Annotated in this window: 15 protein-coding genes and 1 tRNA gene; 10 read left to right on the plus strand and 6 right to left on the minus strand. The window is 67.3% G+C overall.

Features of this window, described 5'->3' with window-relative positions; genetic code table 11:
* Positions 1 to 50: 50 nt before the first annotated feature.
* Complete coding sequence (creD, locus tag N7640_RS16245) at positions 51 to 1,391, plus strand: cell envelope integrity protein CreD (protein ID WP_279904585.1); 1,341 nt, start codon at positions 51 to 53, stop codon at positions 1,389 to 1,391.
* A gap of 18 nt (positions 1,392 to 1,409) precedes the next feature.
* Positions 1,410 to 1,712: a hypothetical protein gene (locus N7640_RS16250; protein WP_279904655.1), complete on the plus strand. Its 303-nt coding sequence runs from the start codon at positions 1,410 to 1,412 to the stop codon at positions 1,710 to 1,712.
* A 108-nt stretch (positions 1,713 to 1,820) separates the two neighbouring features.
* On the opposite strand, the gene egtD is transcribed toward N7640_RS16250, so the two are convergent.
* The 3 genes from egtD to N7640_RS16265 all read right to left on the minus strand — a co-directional run bounded on the left by egtD (position 1,821) and on the right by N7640_RS16265 (position 4,765).
* Positions 1,821 to 2,783 (minus strand): L-histidine N(alpha)-methyltransferase, encoded by a 963-nt coding sequence (gene egtD, locus N7640_RS16255; protein ID WP_279904584.1) that lies wholly within the window; start codon positions 2,781 to 2,783, stop codon positions 1,821 to 1,823.
* 3 nt (positions 2,784 to 2,786) lie between these two features.
* Positions 2,787 to 4,073, minus strand: coding sequence for an ergothioneine biosynthesis protein EgtB (egtB, locus tag N7640_RS16260; protein ID WP_279904583.1), 1,287 nt, complete (start codon positions 4,071 to 4,073; stop codon positions 2,787 to 2,789).
* 131 nt (positions 4,074 to 4,204) lie between these two features.
* Entirely contained in the window at positions 4,205 to 4,765 is a 561-nt protein-coding gene (locus tag N7640_RS16265) for an NAD(P)H-dependent oxidoreductase (protein ID WP_279904582.1), read from the minus strand.
* A gap of 311 nt (positions 4,766 to 5,076) precedes the next feature.
* On the opposite strand from N7640_RS16265, the gene N7640_RS16270 reads away from it, so the two are divergent.
* From N7640_RS16270 to N7640_RS16285, 4 genes are all read left to right on the plus strand, one after another.
* Positions 5,077 to 5,256: a hypothetical protein gene (locus N7640_RS16270; RefSeq protein ID WP_279904581.1), complete on the plus strand. Its 180-nt coding sequence runs from the start codon at positions 5,077 to 5,079 to the stop codon at positions 5,254 to 5,256.
* Positions 5,257 to 5,499: 243 nt separating this feature from the next.
* Positions 5,500 to 6,105 carry an outer membrane beta-barrel protein gene (locus N7640_RS16275; RefSeq protein WP_279904580.1) on the plus strand — a complete coding sequence of 202 codons (606 nt, stop codon included), beginning with the start codon at positions 5,500 to 5,502 and terminating at the stop codon, positions 6,103 to 6,105.
* 60 nt (positions 6,106 to 6,165) lie between these two features.
* Positions 6,166 to 6,843, plus strand: a complete 678-nt coding sequence (locus N7640_RS16280; RefSeq protein WP_279904579.1) for a response regulator — start codon at positions 6,166 to 6,168, stop codon at positions 6,841 to 6,843.
* Entirely contained in the window at positions 6,840 to 8,219 is a 1,380-nt protein-coding gene (locus N7640_RS16285) for an ATP-binding protein (protein ID WP_279904578.1), read from the plus strand. The genes N7640_RS16280 and N7640_RS16285 overlap by 4 nt, the downstream gene beginning before the upstream one ends.
* Before the next feature lie 17 nt (positions 8,220 to 8,236).
* Here N7640_RS16285 and N7640_RS16290 read toward each other — a convergent pair whose 3' ends face one another.
* Positions 8,237 to 9,178, minus strand: a complete 942-nt coding sequence (locus N7640_RS16290) for a LysR family transcriptional regulator (RefSeq protein WP_279904577.1) — start codon at positions 9,176 to 9,178, stop codon at positions 8,237 to 8,239.
* Between the two features lie 98 nt (positions 9,179 to 9,276).
* On the opposite strand from N7640_RS16290, the gene N7640_RS16295 reads away from it, so the two are divergent.
* From N7640_RS16295 to N7640_RS16310, 4 genes are all read left to right on the plus strand, one after another.
* Positions 9,277 to 11,061, plus strand: coding sequence for an alkyl sulfatase dimerization domain-containing protein (locus tag N7640_RS16295; protein WP_279904576.1), 1,785 nt, complete (start codon positions 9,277 to 9,279; stop codon positions 11,059 to 11,061).
* 61 nt (positions 11,062 to 11,122) lie between these two features.
* A complete protein-coding gene (locus tag N7640_RS16300) occupies positions 11,123 to 12,838 on the plus strand; it encodes a sulfatase-like hydrolase/transferase (RefSeq protein ID WP_279904575.1) in 1,716 nt (571 codons plus the stop codon).
* A 14-nt stretch (positions 12,839 to 12,852) separates the two neighbouring features.
* Positions 12,853 to 13,086, plus strand: a complete 234-nt coding sequence (locus N7640_RS16305; protein WP_279904574.1) for a DUF1145 domain-containing protein — start codon at positions 12,853 to 12,855, stop codon at positions 13,084 to 13,086.
* A gap of 83 nt (positions 13,087 to 13,169) precedes the next feature.
* Positions 13,170 to 13,328 (plus strand): YqaE/Pmp3 family membrane protein, encoded by a 159-nt coding sequence (locus N7640_RS16310; protein WP_003084988.1) that lies wholly within the window; start codon positions 13,170 to 13,172, stop codon positions 13,326 to 13,328.
* Positions 13,329 to 13,379: 51 nt separating this feature from the next.
* Here N7640_RS16310 and N7640_RS16315 read toward each other — a convergent pair whose 3' ends face one another.
* Together N7640_RS16315 and N7640_RS16320 are read right to left on the minus strand one after the other, a co-directional pair.
* Positions 13,380 to 14,327 (minus strand): Dyp-type peroxidase, encoded by a 948-nt coding sequence (locus N7640_RS16315; RefSeq protein ID WP_279904573.1) that lies wholly within the window; start codon positions 14,325 to 14,327, stop codon positions 13,380 to 13,382.
* 172 nt (positions 14,328 to 14,499) lie between these two features.
* Positions 14,500 to 14,576 (minus strand) — tRNA-Ile (locus N7640_RS16320).
* Positions 14,577 to 14,578: the final 2 nt, after the last annotated feature.

Consider the following 14,578-nt stretch of genomic DNA (forward strand, 5'->3'; position numbering starts at 1 on the left):
TGGTCGCCGTCGAGACTCTCCCCACGGTCCAAACCAAGGAGAGTTCCCCCATGAATCGCAACCTGCTGATCAAGCTGGGCGCCATCGCCGCGCTGATCGTTCTGCTGATGGTCCCGATCCTGATGATCGACGGCATGATCGAGGAGCGTCAGAGCCTGCGCGACGGCGTGCTGGAAGACATCGCGCGCAGTTCCAGCCACAGCCAGAAGATCACTGGCCCGCTGCTGGTGGTGCCCTATCGCAAGACCGTCCGCGAGTGGAAGACCCACGACAAGACCGGCGAGCGCTACCTCGACGAGCGCGAGCTGAGTGGGCGCCTGTATTTCCTGCCGGAGCGCCTGGCCGTTGGCGGCACCATCGGCACCGAGCTGCGTGCCCGCGGCATCTACGAGGCGCGCCTGTTCCACAGCAACGGCCGCCTGAGCGGCCACTTCGAGTTGCCGGCGCACTACGGCATCGCGGAAGACCTGGCGGACTACCGCTTCGGCCAGCCGTTCGTCAGCGTCGGCATCAGCGATATCCGCGGGATCAAGAACAACCTGGTGCTGGAGCTGGGCGAGCGCCGGCTGCCGTTCCAGCCGGGCAGCGCCGATCCGCTGCTCGGCGCCGGCGTACATGCGCCGCTGCCGGAATCGTCCCAGGGCGGTCGCCTGGACTTCGCCTTCGACCTGCTGCTGCAGGGTACCGGCAGCCTGGCCATCGCCCCGGTCGGGCGCGAGACCCAGGTGGACCTGAGCGCCGACTGGCCGCACCCGAGCTTCATCGGCGAGTACCTGCCGAGCGAGCGCGAGATCACCGCCAAGGGCTTCAGTGCGCGCTGGCAGACCAGCTTCTTCGCCACCAACATGGAAGAGGCCCTGGGCGACTGCGTGAGCGACGGTGATTGCCAGGCCTTCCTCGGCCGCCAGTTCGGCGTCAGCTTCGTCGACCCGGTGGACCAGTACCTGAAGAGCGACCGCGCGCTGAAATACGCCCTGCTGTTCATCGCCCTGACTTTCGCCGGCTTTTTCCTCTTCGAGGTGCTCAAGCGCCTGGCCGTGCACCCGGTGCAGTACGGCCTGGTAGGCCTGTCGCTGGCGATGTTCTACCTGCTGCTGCTGTCGCTGGCCGAGCACATGGCGTTCGCCAGCGCCTACGCCCTGGCCGCATCGGCCTGCGTGACGCTGATCGGCTTCTACGTCAGCCACGTGCTGCGCAGCTGGTTGCGCGGCGCCGGCTTCACCGCCGCCCTGGCCGCGCTCTACGGGATGCTCTACGCCCTGCTCAGCGCCGAGGACTACGCGCTGCTGATGGGCTCGCTGCTGGTGTTCGGCCTGCTCGCCGCGGTGATGGTGCTGACCCGCAAGCTCGACTGGTACGGCCTGTCCCGGCCGGCCGCGCCCGCCGCCTGATCCGGGGAGTTCGCCATGATCCGCATGATGATGCAGTTTTCCGCCTGTTTCGCCCTCGGCCTGGTGGTGGCCGGGATGATCCTCATCGGCCTGATGTTCTTCGGCCAGTTCGACCTGATCCACGGCCTCAACCTCAGCGGCAAACCGCTCGCCAGCGTCGCCCTGGCGCTGCTGCCGGGCGGTTTCTGGGAGGCCCTGACCGGCGTGCCGGACGCCGCCGACAACCCCAGCGTGCAGTCCTTCCTGCAGCTCTGCGTGGCACTGGGGCAGGTGGCGCTGCTGCTCGCCGCCGCCTTCTTCCGCCTGTGGTACCGCGCATGAGCGGCCACGTGGGGTTGCGCGAGGAGGCCCGCCTGGGTCGCCTGCTGGCGCGGCGGATCGCGCGGCTGTTCCCTCAGGCGGAGCGCTCCGGCGAGCGGCGGACGTCGCTCACTCGCGGCGCAGGAAGTGCACGCTGAAGAACTGCCAGGGATCGCGCCACATGGCCACCGCGGCGAAGCCACCCTCGGCGGCCAGCTGGCGGAAGCCGGCGGGGGTGTACTTGTAGGAGTTCTCGGTGTGCAGGGTCTCGCCGGCGGCGAACTCGAACAGGCGGTCCTCGATGCGTACCTGTTGCGCATGGGGGCTGACCAGGTGCATCTCGATGCGCGACTCGGCCTCGTTGTAGAAGGCCCGGTGCTGGAAGCGGCCGGGGTCGATGTCGCTGTCCAGTTCGTGGCGGATGCGTTCGAGCAGGTTGAGGTTGAACTGGGCGGTGACGCCGGCCTTGTCGTTGTAGGCGCGCTCCAGCACCTGACGGTCCTTCACCAGGTCGACGCCGATCAGCAGGCCGCTGCCGGGCGGCAGCGCGGCGTGCAGGTTGCGCAGGAAGGCGCGGGCCTGTTCCGGGTCGAAGTTGCCGATGCTGGAGCCGGGGAAGAACGCCAGAGGGCGCTTGCCCAGCGCCTCGGCCGGCAGCTCCAGCGGCTGGCTGAAGTCGGCGCACAGGGCGTGCACGTCCAGCCAGCGGTAGTCGGCGGCCAGCCGGTGGGTACTGGCGGCGAGGAACTCGCGGGAGATGTCCACGCCCAGGTAGCGGGCCGGGCGCAGGGCCTCCAGCAGCAGGCGCACCTTGAGGCTGGCGCCGCTGCCGAATTCCACCAGGCTGATGTCCGGTCCGGCGATCTTGGCGATGTCGCCGGCGGCCAGGCGCAGGATGGTTTCCTCGGTGCGGGTCAGGTAGTACTCGGGCTGCCGGCAGATCTGCTCGAACAGCTGGGAACCGCGGCTATCGTAGAAGAACTTCGGCGAGATCGACTTGGGGCTGGCGGCGAAGCCCAGCAGGGCCTCGTCGCGCAGGGCCGCTCGCTCGGCCGTCCAGGGCTGTTCGTGAACGCGGATTGCCAATGCCATGTGTCAGATCTCCTTGGCCAGGCGCAGGCCGGCGAACTGCCAGCGCATGGTGGGGTGGAAGAAGTTGCGGTAGGTGGGGCGCACATGGTCCTCGGGGGTGACGCAGCTGCCCCCGCGCAGGACCATCTGGCCGGACATGAACTTGCCGTTGTATTCGCCCAGGCTGCCGGCCAGCGGGCGGAACCCCGGGTACGGGCGGAAGGCGCTGGAGGTCCATTCCCAGACATCGCCGTAGAGCTGCTGCAGGCCCTCGCCGGCGGCGCAGGCCACCGGTTGCAGGTGGTCGTTCTCGACGAAGTTGCCCCACAGCGGCTCGTCCTGGGCGGCGATCTCCCATTCCTCCTCGCTGGGCAGGCGGGCCTGGGCCCAGGTGGCGAAGGCGTCCGCCTCGTAGTGGCTGAGGTGGCACACCGGCGCGTCCGGGTCCAGTTCGCGGGGGCCGCCCAGGGTCAGCTCGATCCACTGTTCGCCGTCGCGCTGCCAGTACAGCGGCGCCTGCCAGCCGGCGCGCTGGATGTGGTCCCAGCCGTCGGCCAGCCACAGGGCGCTGCTGCGGTAGCCGCCGTCGCGGATGAAGTCGAGGTACTCGGCGTTGCTCACCGGCCGGCTGGCCAGCTGGAAGGCGTCGACGAAGGCGCGGTGCCGCGGCCGCTCGCAGTCGAAGGCGAAGCCGCCGCCGTCGTGGCCGATGTGGCGTACCCCGGCGGGATAGCTCAGCCAGCGCAGGGGCGCCACCGGGGTACCGGCGGCGGCTGTGAGATCCCGGCGGTAGGCCGGGCGCAGCGGGTTCTGCGCGAGGATGTGCTTGATGTCCATCAGCAGCAGCTCCTGGTGCTGCTGCTCGTGTTCCAGGCCCAGCTCGACGCGGGACAGCACCTCCTCGGCGATCTCCGCGTCGAGGTGCCCCAGCAGGCGCTCCATGGCCAGGTCGACATGGCTGCGGTAGGCGTACACCTCGCTCACCGTCGGCCGCGACAGCAGGCCGCGGCGGGTGCGCTCGAATGGCGTGCCGTGGGTCTGGTAGTAGGAGTTGAAGAGGTGGTCGTAGCGCGCGTCCAGCGGCCGGTAGCCCTTCAGGAAGGGCTGCAGCACGAAGGCCTCGAAGAACCAGCTGACGTGCGCCAGGTGCCACTTGGGCGGGCTCACCTCCGGTGTGCTCTGGATCACGTAGTCCTCGCGCTCCAGCGGCTCGCACAGGCGCTCGGTGGCGCTGCGTACCCGGTGGTAGCGATGCAGCAGGTGTTCCAGTCCGGCCAGTGAGGCGTCAGTCCTGCGGGCCCGGTTCGGCATGTCGCTGTTCCTGTGCGGCCGTCGCGTTGGCGCGGCGGTTCATAGGAACAGCGACCGGCCGCCGGCGGCAAAGGTTCAAGCGGATTTCGCGGGGGCGAGGAGGCCGGGTCGAGCGACCCGGCCGGCAGGGCTCAGGCGCGGTTCTGGATCTCGATCCAGCGGGCGAAGGTGTCGATGAATTTCTGCAGGAAGCCCTTGATGCTGTCGTTGGGCTTGCCGGCCTCGTCGAAGAGGTTTCCGGCACCGCCCAAGTAGGACTCCGGCTGCTGCAGCACCGGCATGTCGAGGAACACCAGCGACTGGCGCAGGTGATGGTTGGCGCCGAAGCCGCCGATGGCGCCCGGCGAGGCGCTGACCACCGCTGCCGGCTTGCCGCTGAACACGCTCTGGCCATAGGGCCGCGAGCCTACGTCGATGGCGTTCTTCATCGGCGCCGGAACCGAACGGTTGTACTCGGGGGTGACGAACAGCACCGCGTCGGCGCCCCGCAGCTGGTCGCGGAAGGCGGTATAGGATGCGGGCGGCGGGTTGACGTCGATGTCCTCGTTGTACAGCGGCAGGTCGCCGATCTCGACGATCTGCAGCTTCAGCGATGGCGGCGCCAGCTCGGCCAGGGCCAGGGCCAGCTTGCGGTTGATCGAGGCCTTGCGGAGGCTGCCGACGAGAACCGCGACATTGAATACCTTGCTCATGGTGACTCCGTGAAGTGAGTGGACGAACGGAAAGAAGACCCGGACTGGAAACTATAGTGCGCTTCGCCGATCGCGCCGCTCTGGCACGCCCGTTCCGCCGCTGCGACATTGCGTCGTGTTGACCCGCGCCGCGTACCGGCGGAAATTGATCGCAGGCGGCTGAAACCGCCGGCCCCGTGCAGCTGTCTGTGTTCTGCACGAGTGTCATCAACCGGCGGCACGCTGGCCGAACAAGAACAATCCCCGATGCCCGTCACTGCCTACCATGCCGTTGCATACCGCAGCGGCCGTACTTTGTGAGGAAATCAGCAATGGATACGTTCAATCTGTTCGATCCGCGTTACCAACTGGAGGCTGAAGAGCGCGCCCCGCGCCGCAAAGCCAGTGAAGGCCAGATCCACGCGCACATTCAGCAGGCCCTGGCGGCCATCGACACGCTGACCGCTCAGTTGCGCCAGCGCGCGCACGACGGGAAGCGCCCCCAACACTGACTCCCCATTTACCGACTGCAGGCTCTCCTGCTCGAGCGTCTGCAGTCGGATGTTGGCTGCCTGCGCAATGCCGGTGGCTGGCGTTGTCGTGTGCGCGTGATGCAAACCCTGCGGCGCCTGGCGTCGTACTCATCACCGCTCGTTCAGCGCAGGTTCAGGAAGGGTTCAGGAACGGTTCAGTGGCGCTGCGGGAGGATGGCTCCCGTGCTTCACACATCCAAACCGCTCCAAGAGGAACACACCATGAAAGCCACCCTGAACCGTATCGCCCTGGCCACCGGCCTGACCCTGGCTGCCTTCACCGCCCAGGCTGCCGACAACTTCGTCGGTCTGACCTGGGGTCAGACCAACAACAACATCCAGAAGTCTTCTGCCCTGAACCAGAGCCTGGGCAATCCATCGCTCGACAAGGTCATTCACAAGACCGGTACCTGGGGTATCCGCGCCGGCCAGGTGCAGGATAACGGCCGCTACTACGCGACCTACGAGAACGTCTCGGACAGCGATAGCGGCTACAAGCTGCGCCAGCAGAACCTGCTCGGCAGCTATGACCTGTTCCTGCCCCTGGGCGACAACAACACCAAGCTGTTCGGTGGCGCCACCCTCGGTCTGGTCAAGCTGGAGCAGGACAGCCGTGGTCTGAGCCGCGACAGCGACATCGGTTATGCCGCGGGCCTGCAGGCCGGTATTCTCCAGCAACTGAACAAGAACGCATCGGTTGAAGCGGGTTATCGTTACCTGCGTACCAACGCCAGCACCGAGATGTCCCCGCATGGCGCCGGCAAGCTGGGTTCGCTGGACCTGCACAGCACCTCGCAGGCATACCTGGGCGCCAACTACGCGTTCTAAAGTCTGCACGTTCCCCCGCCCGCTGGGCTTCGGCCCAGCTCCCACAGGAGACAGCGCCTGATGAAATTGCTGGTAGTGGAAGACGAGGCGCTGTTGCGTCATCACCTCTACACGCGACTTGGGGAACAAGGCCATGTGGTGGACGCGGTGCCGAATGCCGAAGAGGCGCTCTACCGGGCTCAGGAATACAGCCACGACCTGGCGGTGATCGACCTCGGGTTGCCGGGCATGAATGGCCTGGACCTGATCCGCCAGTTGCGCAGCCAGGACAAGACCTTTCCCATCCTCATTCTCACTGCGCGCGGCAACTGGCAGGACAAGGTCGAAGGCCTGGCCGCCGGCGCCGATGATTACGTGGTCAAACCCTTTCAGTTCGAAGAACTCGAGGCGCGCCTGAACGCGCTGCTGCGCCGCTCCTCGGGCTTCGTCCAGTCGACCATCGAGGCCGGCCCGCTCAACCTGGATCTGAACCGCAAGCAGGCTCAGCTGGACGGCATGCCCATGGCGCTGACCGCCTACGAATACCGCATCCTCGAATACCTCATGCGCCACCATCAGCAGGTGGTGGCCAAGGAACGGCTGATGGAGCAGCTCTACCCCGATGACGAAGAGCGCGACCCCAACGTGATCGAAGTGCTGGTCGGTCGCCTGCGGCGCAAGCTGGAGGGCGACAACGGCTTCAAGCCGATCGAGACCGTGCGCGGCCAGGGTTACCTGTTCGTCGAGCGCTGCCGATGAGCGAGCGCGTGACGCGGGTTCGGCGCCGCGCCGGGTTTTCCCTGCGCCTGCGGCTGATGCTCGGCGCTGCGGCGCTGGCCGTGCTGTTCATGCTGGCGCTGCTGCCGGTGCTGCAGCGAGCGTTCGTCTTCGCCCTCGAACAATCCATCGAGAAGCGCCTGGCGTCCGATGCCAGCACGCTGATTTCCGCCGCGCGCATCGTCGATGGCCGGCTGACGATGCCGGATAAACTGCCGGACGAGGAATTCGACAACCTCGAGACGCGCCAGCTCGGTTTCATCTACGACAGCGAAGGCACGCTGGTCTGGCAGTCGCATTCATCCCGCGCCGAGAGCGTGCATTACACGCCACGCTACGAGGGTGGCCGCCATGACTTCTCGCGGGCGCGGGCGCAAAGCGGCCGGGAGTTCTTCGTCTACGACGTGGAGATCGACCTGCTGCGGGGCCAGGCGGCTGCCTACAGCGTGATCACCATGCAGCCGGTGAGCGACTACCAGGGCATGCACGATGGCTTCATGCGGCAGCTCTACCTGTGGCTGACGGTGGCCCTGCTGGTGCTGCTCGGCCTGCTCTGGTTCGGCCTGACCTGGGGCTTTCGCGGCTTGCGCCGGCTTACCGCCGAGCTGGACCAGGTCGAGGCGGGCGAGCGGGAGGCGCTCAGTGAGGAACACCCGCGCGAGCTGCTGCGCCTGACCGGCTCGCTGAACCACCTGCTGGAAAGCGAGCGGCGGCAGCGTGAGCGCTACCGGCACTCGCTGGATGACCTGGCGCACAGCCTGAAGACTCCGCTCTCGGTATTGCAGGGTGTCAGCGAAAACCTCGCCGGGCGCAGCGCCAACCCGGAGCAGGCGCAGATCCTGCAACGGCAGATTGAGCGCATGAGCCAGCAGATCGGCTACCAGTTGCAGCGTGCCAGCCTGCGCAAGAGCGGCCTGGTGCGCCACCGTGCCCGCCTGGCGCCCTTGCTCGACATCCTCTGCGAGGCGTTGGACAAGGTCTATCGCGACAAGCGCGTGCGCGTCGAGCGGGTGTTCGATGTGCAGTTCGAGGTGCCCATCGAGCAGGGCGCATTGCTCGAACTGCTCGGTAACCTGCTGGAGAACGCCTACCGCCTGTGCCTGGGCACCGTTCGCGTCAGTGCCATCGAGCAGGCCGGCTACTGCGAGCTGAGCGTCGAGGACGACGGCCCCGGTGTGCCGGTCGACCAGCGTGCGCGCATCCTGCAGCGTGGCGAGCGCCTGGATACCCAGCATGAAGGACAGGGCATCGGTACCGCGGTGGTCAAGGACATCATCGAAAGCTTCGGCGGCGAGCTGCTGCTGGAGGACTCCAGCCTGGGTGGCGCGGCATTCCGCGTGCGTTTGCCGCGCAGTTGAGCTGGCTCCTTCGCGCTCTATGGTTGGTTGATGCCGGCAGTGGGAGCAGGTAGCGAAGGCATCAGGTGTTCGCTGTCCTGCTCGCGGATGATCTGCTGCAGCTGCTCGGCGCCTGGCGACAGGCTGTGCCCGCTGCGGCTGACGATGCCATAGGCCGAGCTGGCCAGGTATGGCACGCCGCTCAGGGTGAGGATCGCCAGGCGTCCGGCCTGCACATCGCTGGCGACCACGTCCCAGGGCGCCATGCTCAGCACGTCGCTGCTCGACACCAGCTCCTTGAGCACCATGAAGTTGTCGCACTGGATGCTCATCGCCTGCTCGCCGCCCAGGGGTTCGAGATTCTCCGCCACCGCCTGCGGCAGCTGGGTGCCGGCCAGGGCGTAGCCGCGCAGGTCGTCCAGCCGCAGCGGCCCGCCGTGCCCGCACAGCGGGTGTTGCGGACGGCAGAACAGCACGCCGGGGTGGCTGCGCAGCGCCTCGATGCACAGTTGGGGATCACCTTGGAGTTCACGGATATCGGCGACGAACAGCTCCAGCTCGTCGTCGAGCAGGCGCGTTCGCAACTGCTGCCAGTTGTCGATCTGCAGCTGCACGCGCACCTTCGGGTAATGCTCGGCGAAGCGGCCGATGGCCTGGGGCACGAGCCGCGCGGCGGGGTAGGGGCCGGCGCCCAGGCGCAGTTCGCCGCTGGCGAGGTTGCCGAGCTGGCTCACCGCGTTGTGCAGGGCGTGGCTGCCGGCCAGCAGGCGGCGGGCGTGTTCGAGCACCAGGCGGCCGTGGGCCGTCAGGCTGATGCCGCGGCTGTGGCGATCCACCAGGGTGCAGCCGAGGCCGCTTTCCAGCGCCTGGATGCTGCGGCTCAGGGCCGGCTGGCTGAGATGCACGGCCTCGGCGGCGCGGGCGAAGTGGCCATGGTCGGCGAGGGCAACGAAGTGACGGAGTTGGCGCAGGTCGTTCATGCGTGTCTCGCATCGAATCAGCGAATGAAATGCATTGGAATTATTGGCTCGCTTTCGCCAGTCTGCCTAGCGGGACAAACAACAACGAGCCAACCCCCATGTCATTCAGCCGATTCAGTGGCCTGCTGCTGGCCGCGACCCTGCCTTTCACCGCCAGCGCTGAGCTGCCCACCGAGCACATCGAGCCGTCGATCAACGCCGAGCTGGCCGAACACACCCGGCACTTCAGCGAAAAGGTCTATCCGATTGCCGACAACGTCTGGTCGGCGGTGGGCTGGAACCTCGCCAACAGCGTGATGATCGAGGCGCCGGAAGGGCTGATCATCGTCGACACCGGCGAGTCGGCCGAGCAGTCGCGCAAGGTGCTCGCCGAGTTCCGCAAGATCAGCGACAAGCCGATCAAGGCCATCGTCTACACCCACTTCCACCCGGACCACATCAACGGCGTGAAGGGCTTCGTCAGCGAGGAACAGGTGAAGAGCGGCGAGGTGCAGATCTACGCCCAGGAAAGCCTGCTCGACAACGTCGTCGCCCAGGGCGCGCTGGTCGGGCCGATCCTCTCCATGCGCTCGGGCTACAGCTTCGGCGCCGCGCTGCCGGACAGCGACAAGCAGCAGATGAACGCCGGCCTCGGCCCGCTGGCCCATGAGGGCGCCTCGACCTTCATCGCGCCGACCATCACCTTCAAGGACAAGCTCGACACCACCATCGCCGGCCTGCCGGTGCAGTTCCTCCACGTGCCCAGCGAGGCGCCGGACGAGATCGTCCTGTACCTGCCGGACAACCGCGTGCTGATCAGCGCCGAGGTCACCCAGGGGCCGACCCTGCCGAACATCCACACCCTGCGCGGCACCAAGTTCCGCGACCCGGTGGTGTGGGTGGACAGCCTCGACAAGCTGCGCGCCTTCCAGGCCGACTACATGGTGCCTCTGCACGGCCAGCCGGTGAGCGGCAAGGACAAGGTCGAAGAAGTGCTGCGCATGACCCGCGACGCCATCGCCTACATCCACGACCAGACCGTGCGCTGGATGAACAAGGGCCTGACCCCCGACGAGCTGGTCGAGAAGGTCCAGCTGCCGCCCCACCTGGCCGGCTACACGCCCTACCTGCGCGAGTACTACGGCACCGTGAAGCACAGCGTGCGGCAGATCTACCAGGGCTACCTGGGCTGGTTCCAGGGTGACCCGGTGGACCTCGACCCGATCCCGCCGAAGGACAAGGCCGAGCGCCTGATCGCGCTCATGGGCGGCCGCGAGAAGGTTCTGCTGGCGGCCGGCGAGGCCTACCTCAAGGGCGACTACCAGTGGGCCGCGGAACTGTCCGGCTACGCCATCCGCGTCGACCACGGCGACAAGCTAGCGCGCGACATCAAGGCGCGCAGCTTCCGCAAGCTCGGCTACGCCAGCATGAACATCAACTGGCGCAACTGGTACCTGATGAGCGCCATGGAGCTGGAAGGCAAGCTCGACGACGGCGGCGCCGAGGAACTGGGCCGCCGCGTGCGCAGCGCCTTCCTCTCCAGCGACATGCTGAAGAACCTGCCGGCGCGCATCTTCCTGCAGAACTGGGTGACCCGCATCGACCCGGAGAAGAGTGCCGACGTGGAGCTGACCCTGGGCTTCGCCTTCCCCGACATCGGTGAGGAATGGAGCCTGGATGTGCGTCGCGGGGTGGCCCAGTTGCGCCGGGGCATCGATGCCGACACAGCGCTGCGCCTGACCCTCGACAAGACCTACCTGGACACCGTGATCAGCGGCGAGAACGGCCTGCTCAAGGGCGCGCTGCTGGGCGACGTGAAGGTCGACGGCAACCTGCTCGACATCAAGACCTTCCTCGGCTGCTTCGACTTCGCCGAAGCGCCGATCGCCCTGACCGTGCGCTGATGTCCCGCGGCGCGCCCGGGCGGCGCGTCGCACCACCCGTGGGCCACCGGAGGAGCGTGCCATGCAACGTCGCGAGCTGTTGAAGAAGGCCGCCGCCCTGACCGCCGCGGGCGTCGCCGCCCCTGTCCTCGGGCAGCAGGCGGCGCCGGCCAGGGTACGCCCGGCCGGCCGCAAGCCGAACATCCTGCTGATCGTCACCGACCAGCAGCAGGCCCACCGCGACCTGCCCGGCGCGTTGCCGCTGCCTGGTCACGAGCGGCTGCTGCGCGGCGCGGCCAGCCTGGGCAACTTTCACGTCAACACCACGCCCTGCTCGCCGTCGCGCTCGGTGCTGTTCACCGGACAGCACACCCAGCGCACGGGGATCACCGCCAACATCGGCCTGCCGCCGTTCCGCGAGCTGTCGCCCGGACTGCCCACCCTCGGCCACATGCTGCGCGAGCAGGGCTACCACACCGCCTACAAGGGCAAGTGGCACCTGTCGCACATCGAGCAGCCGGGCAACCTCACCTACGGCGTGGTCGAGAGCACCCGCGACGCCCTGCTGCCGTTCGGCTTCGCCGACTACAACCTCAACGGCGACCCCCACGGCTCGCTGATGACCGGCTTCATCTTCGACAAGGTCACCGCCAGCGACACCGTCGGCTGGCTGCACCAGCACCGCGACGACGAATCGCCCTGGTTTCTCGCGGTCAACTTCGTCAACCCGCACGACATCATGTTCTACAGCTCCGGCGCGAAGCAGGAGCAGTCGCGCCTGCGCCGCAACTTCCTCGGCCCGATCGACCCGGGGCCGACCACAGGGCTGTACCAGACGCGCTGGGACCTGCCCCTGCCGCGCAGCTTCTATCGTGAGGACCTGAGCCGCAAACCCTGGGCCCAGCGCGCCGACGTGGAACTGTGCAACCGCGTGTACGGCCATCTCGACCCCAGGGACGAAGAGGCCTGGAAGGGCCTGCAGAGCTACTACCTGAACTGCGTGCGCGACGTCGACCAGTCCATCGAGCAGGTGCTGCTGGCGCTGGAGGGCACCGGCCTGGCCGACGACACCATCGTCATCCTCACCGCCGACCACGGCGAGATGGCCGGCGCCCACCAGCTGCGGCAGAAGGGGCCGCACATGTACCGGGAGAACACCCGGGTCAACTTCATCGTGCGCCACCCGGACGTGCGTCAGGGCTTCACCAGCGAGGTGCTGGGCTCGACCGTCGACATCGCGCCGACCGTGCTGGAGCTGGCCGGAGTGGACGCCGTGACCCGCGCCGAGCGCTACCCGCAGCTGGCCGGCGTCAGCCTGGCGGACAGCCTCGGCGGCGCCGACCGCCGCTCGGCCCGGGACGAGCGCGGCCACCTGTTCGACTACGGCGTAGTCATGTACCTCGACCCGGAATTCACCGAGTCGGTGATGCGCCATGCCGACCAGGTCACGCCCTGGGCGATCCTGCGCGAATCCCTGCGCCAGGGGCAGCTCGGCCCGTCGCTGGACAACCGCGCGCTGTTCCGCGGCATCCACGACGGCCGCTACAAGTTCGCCCGCTACTTCGCGCCATCCGACCACCACACGCCGGCTGGCTTCGACGACCTGCTGGCGCGCAACGACCTGGAGCTGTACGACACCCAGGCCGACCCGGACGAACTGAACAACCTCGCCGCCGAGCCACAGGCGCATCGCGAGCTGATTGAGCGGCTGAGCGCCCGGGTCGACGCGCTGGTCGCCCTGGAGATCGGCGTCGACGACGGCCGCGAACACCCTGGCCCGACCTTCCTCTACCACTGAACCGGGAGCTTTCCATGCTGACCCTGGCCAAGGCCGCGCTCGCACTGTTCTGGATACTGGCGCTGGCCAACCTGCTGCACCCCTTCGCCGGCCCGACCATGAGTGCCATCGCCGCGCTGCTGCTGGTGATCCATGTGCTGGAGATCGTCGTGCTGCATGGGCGCTTGCAGCGCCAGGCGCAACCGATGCTGGCGCGCCTGCAGGTGCTGCTGTTCGGGGTGCTGCACCTGCGCAGCCTGAGCCCCTGAGATTCAGCCTGAACCCCGCTGCGCTTGCGCGGGTCTGTGCTAGTACGGCGACGTCCGCCGCCATGGACCTCAAGGAGTACCGCATGGACCTCATCCGCATTCTGATCGCCATCCTGCTGCCGCCGCTGGGCGTGTTCCTCCAGGTCGGTTTCGGTGGCGCCTTCTGGCTGAACATCCTGCTCACGCTGCTCGGCTACATCCCCGGCATCGTGCATGCGGTGTACATCATCGCCAAGCGCTGAAGGCAGCAACGAAAAAGCCGCGCGATTGCGCGGCTTTTTCATGCGGGGAGATCAGGGCGCCTTGTCGGCCAGCTCCTCCAGGAGGTCGGCGGAAGGCGCGAAGAACAGGCTCCCCGTCACCGCCTTGCTGAAGTCCAGCAGGCGATCGTAGTTGCCCGGCGGCAGGCCGATGAACATGTTCTCGAGCATTTCCTCCATCGGCTCCGGCGAGCGGGCATAACCGATGAAATAGGTGCCGAACTCCCCGGCTCCCGGGCGACCGAACGGCATGTTGTCGCGCAGGATCTTCACCTCCTGGCCGTCCTTGACCAGGGTGGTCAGGGAACTGTGCGAACAGCTCGGCTTCACCGACTCGTCCAGCTCGATGTCCGACAGCTTGGTACGTCCGATGATGCGCTCCTGGGCCTCGGTGGACAGCTGGTTCCAGCGGGTCATGTCGTGCAGGTACTTCTGCACCAGCACGTAGCTGCCGCCGGCGAAGTCCGGGTCCTCGTCGCCGATCAGGGTGAAATGCGCGGCCTCGCGGCCCACCGGGTTCTCCGTGCCGTCGACGAAGCCGATGATGCTGCGCATGTCGAAATAGCGGAAACCCTGGACCTCGTCGACCACCGTGACCGCCTCGCCCAGCCGCGTCATCAGCTGGGTCGCCAGCTCGAAGCAGAGATCCATCTGCTCCGCACGGATGTGCAGCAGCAGGTCCCCCGGCGTGGAAACGGCGACCCGCTCGCCGGCGCCAATTGCACGGAACGCATGCAGGGCTGCGGGGCGCGGCGCACCGAAAAGAACATCCCACGCCATGGCGCCGAAGCCCACCACACACGAGAGATCGCCTTCCGGCACGCGCTTGCCCACCGAGCGGACCAGCCCCGCCACGTCACCACACAAGGCCCGGACGGTCTCGTTGTGCTCCGCGCCCGGATTGAGGGTCGCGACGATAAAGATTGCACTGCGGGTGATCGGGGTGCCGACCGCCTGGGGCAAGGGGGAATCGCTGGCCATCTTTGCCTCGACGTCTTCTGTGGGAGCTTGTGCCTGGCTCCGTGAGCCAGGGCGAAACGTCGTAGAGGCTGGGCGCAGCACAATACGAGCGGTAGCCGGAATGGTACGCAGTTTTCAGGAGGCCAAAAAGACTTAGGCCAGTCGCATGACTGGCCTAAGTCCTTGTTCTGCTTGGTGGGCCCACACGGACTCGAACCGTGGACCAAAGGATTATGAGTCCTCTGCTCTAACCGACTGAGCTATAGGCCCTC

The organism is Pseudomonas sp. GD04015 (genome assembly GCF_029837675.1).
Lineage (GTDB): Bacteria > Pseudomonadota > Gammaproteobacteria > Pseudomonadales > Pseudomonadaceae > Aquipseudomonas > Aquipseudomonas paralcaligenes.

Bases quoted from the DNA above. Each gene is read 5' to 3' on its own strand.
- creD (WP_279904585.1), top strand. From the start codon at position 51: ATGAATCGCAACCTGCTGATCAAGCTGGGCGCCATCGCCGCGCTGATC.
- egtD (WP_279904584.1), bottom strand. From the start codon at position 2,783: ATGGCATTGGCAATCCGCGTTCACGAACAGCCCTGGACGGCCGAGCGA.
- egtB (WP_279904583.1), bottom strand. From the start codon at position 4,073: ATGCCGAACCGGGCCCGCAGGACTGACGCCTCACTGGCCGGACTGGAA.
- N7640_RS16265 (WP_279904582.1), bottom strand. From the start codon at position 4,765: ATGAGCAAGGTATTCAATGTCGCGGTTCTCGTCGGCAGCCTCCGCAAG.
- N7640_RS16270 (WP_279904581.1), top strand. From the start codon at position 5,077: ATGGATACGTTCAATCTGTTCGATCCGCGTTACCAACTGGAGGCTGAA.
- N7640_RS16275 (WP_279904580.1), top strand. From the start codon at position 5,500: ATGAAAGCCACCCTGAACCGTATCGCCCTGGCCACCGGCCTGACCCTG.
- N7640_RS16280 (WP_279904579.1), top strand. From the start codon at position 6,166: ATGAAATTGCTGGTAGTGGAAGACGAGGCGCTGTTGCGTCATCACCTC.
- N7640_RS16285 (WP_279904578.1), top strand. From the start codon at position 6,840: ATGAGCGAGCGCGTGACGCGGGTTCGGCGCCGCGCCGGGTTTTCCCTG.
- N7640_RS16290 (WP_279904577.1), bottom strand. From the start codon at position 9,178: ATGAACGACCTGCGCCAACTCCGTCACTTCGTTGCCCTCGCCGACCAT.
- N7640_RS16295 (WP_279904576.1), top strand. From the start codon at position 9,277: ATGTCATTCAGCCGATTCAGTGGCCTGCTGCTGGCCGCGACCCTGCCT.
- N7640_RS16300 (WP_279904575.1), top strand. From the start codon at position 11,123: ATGCAACGTCGCGAGCTGTTGAAGAAGGCCGCCGCCCTGACCGCCGCG.
- N7640_RS16305 (WP_279904574.1), top strand. From the start codon at position 12,853: ATGCTGACCCTGGCCAAGGCCGCGCTCGCACTGTTCTGGATACTGGCG.
- N7640_RS16310 (WP_003084988.1), top strand. From the start codon at position 13,170: ATGGACCTCATCCGCATTCTGATCGCCATCCTGCTGCCGCCGCTGGGC.
- N7640_RS16315 (WP_279904573.1), bottom strand. From the start codon at position 14,327: ATGGCCAGCGATTCCCCCTTGCCCCAGGCGGTCGGCACCCCGATCACC.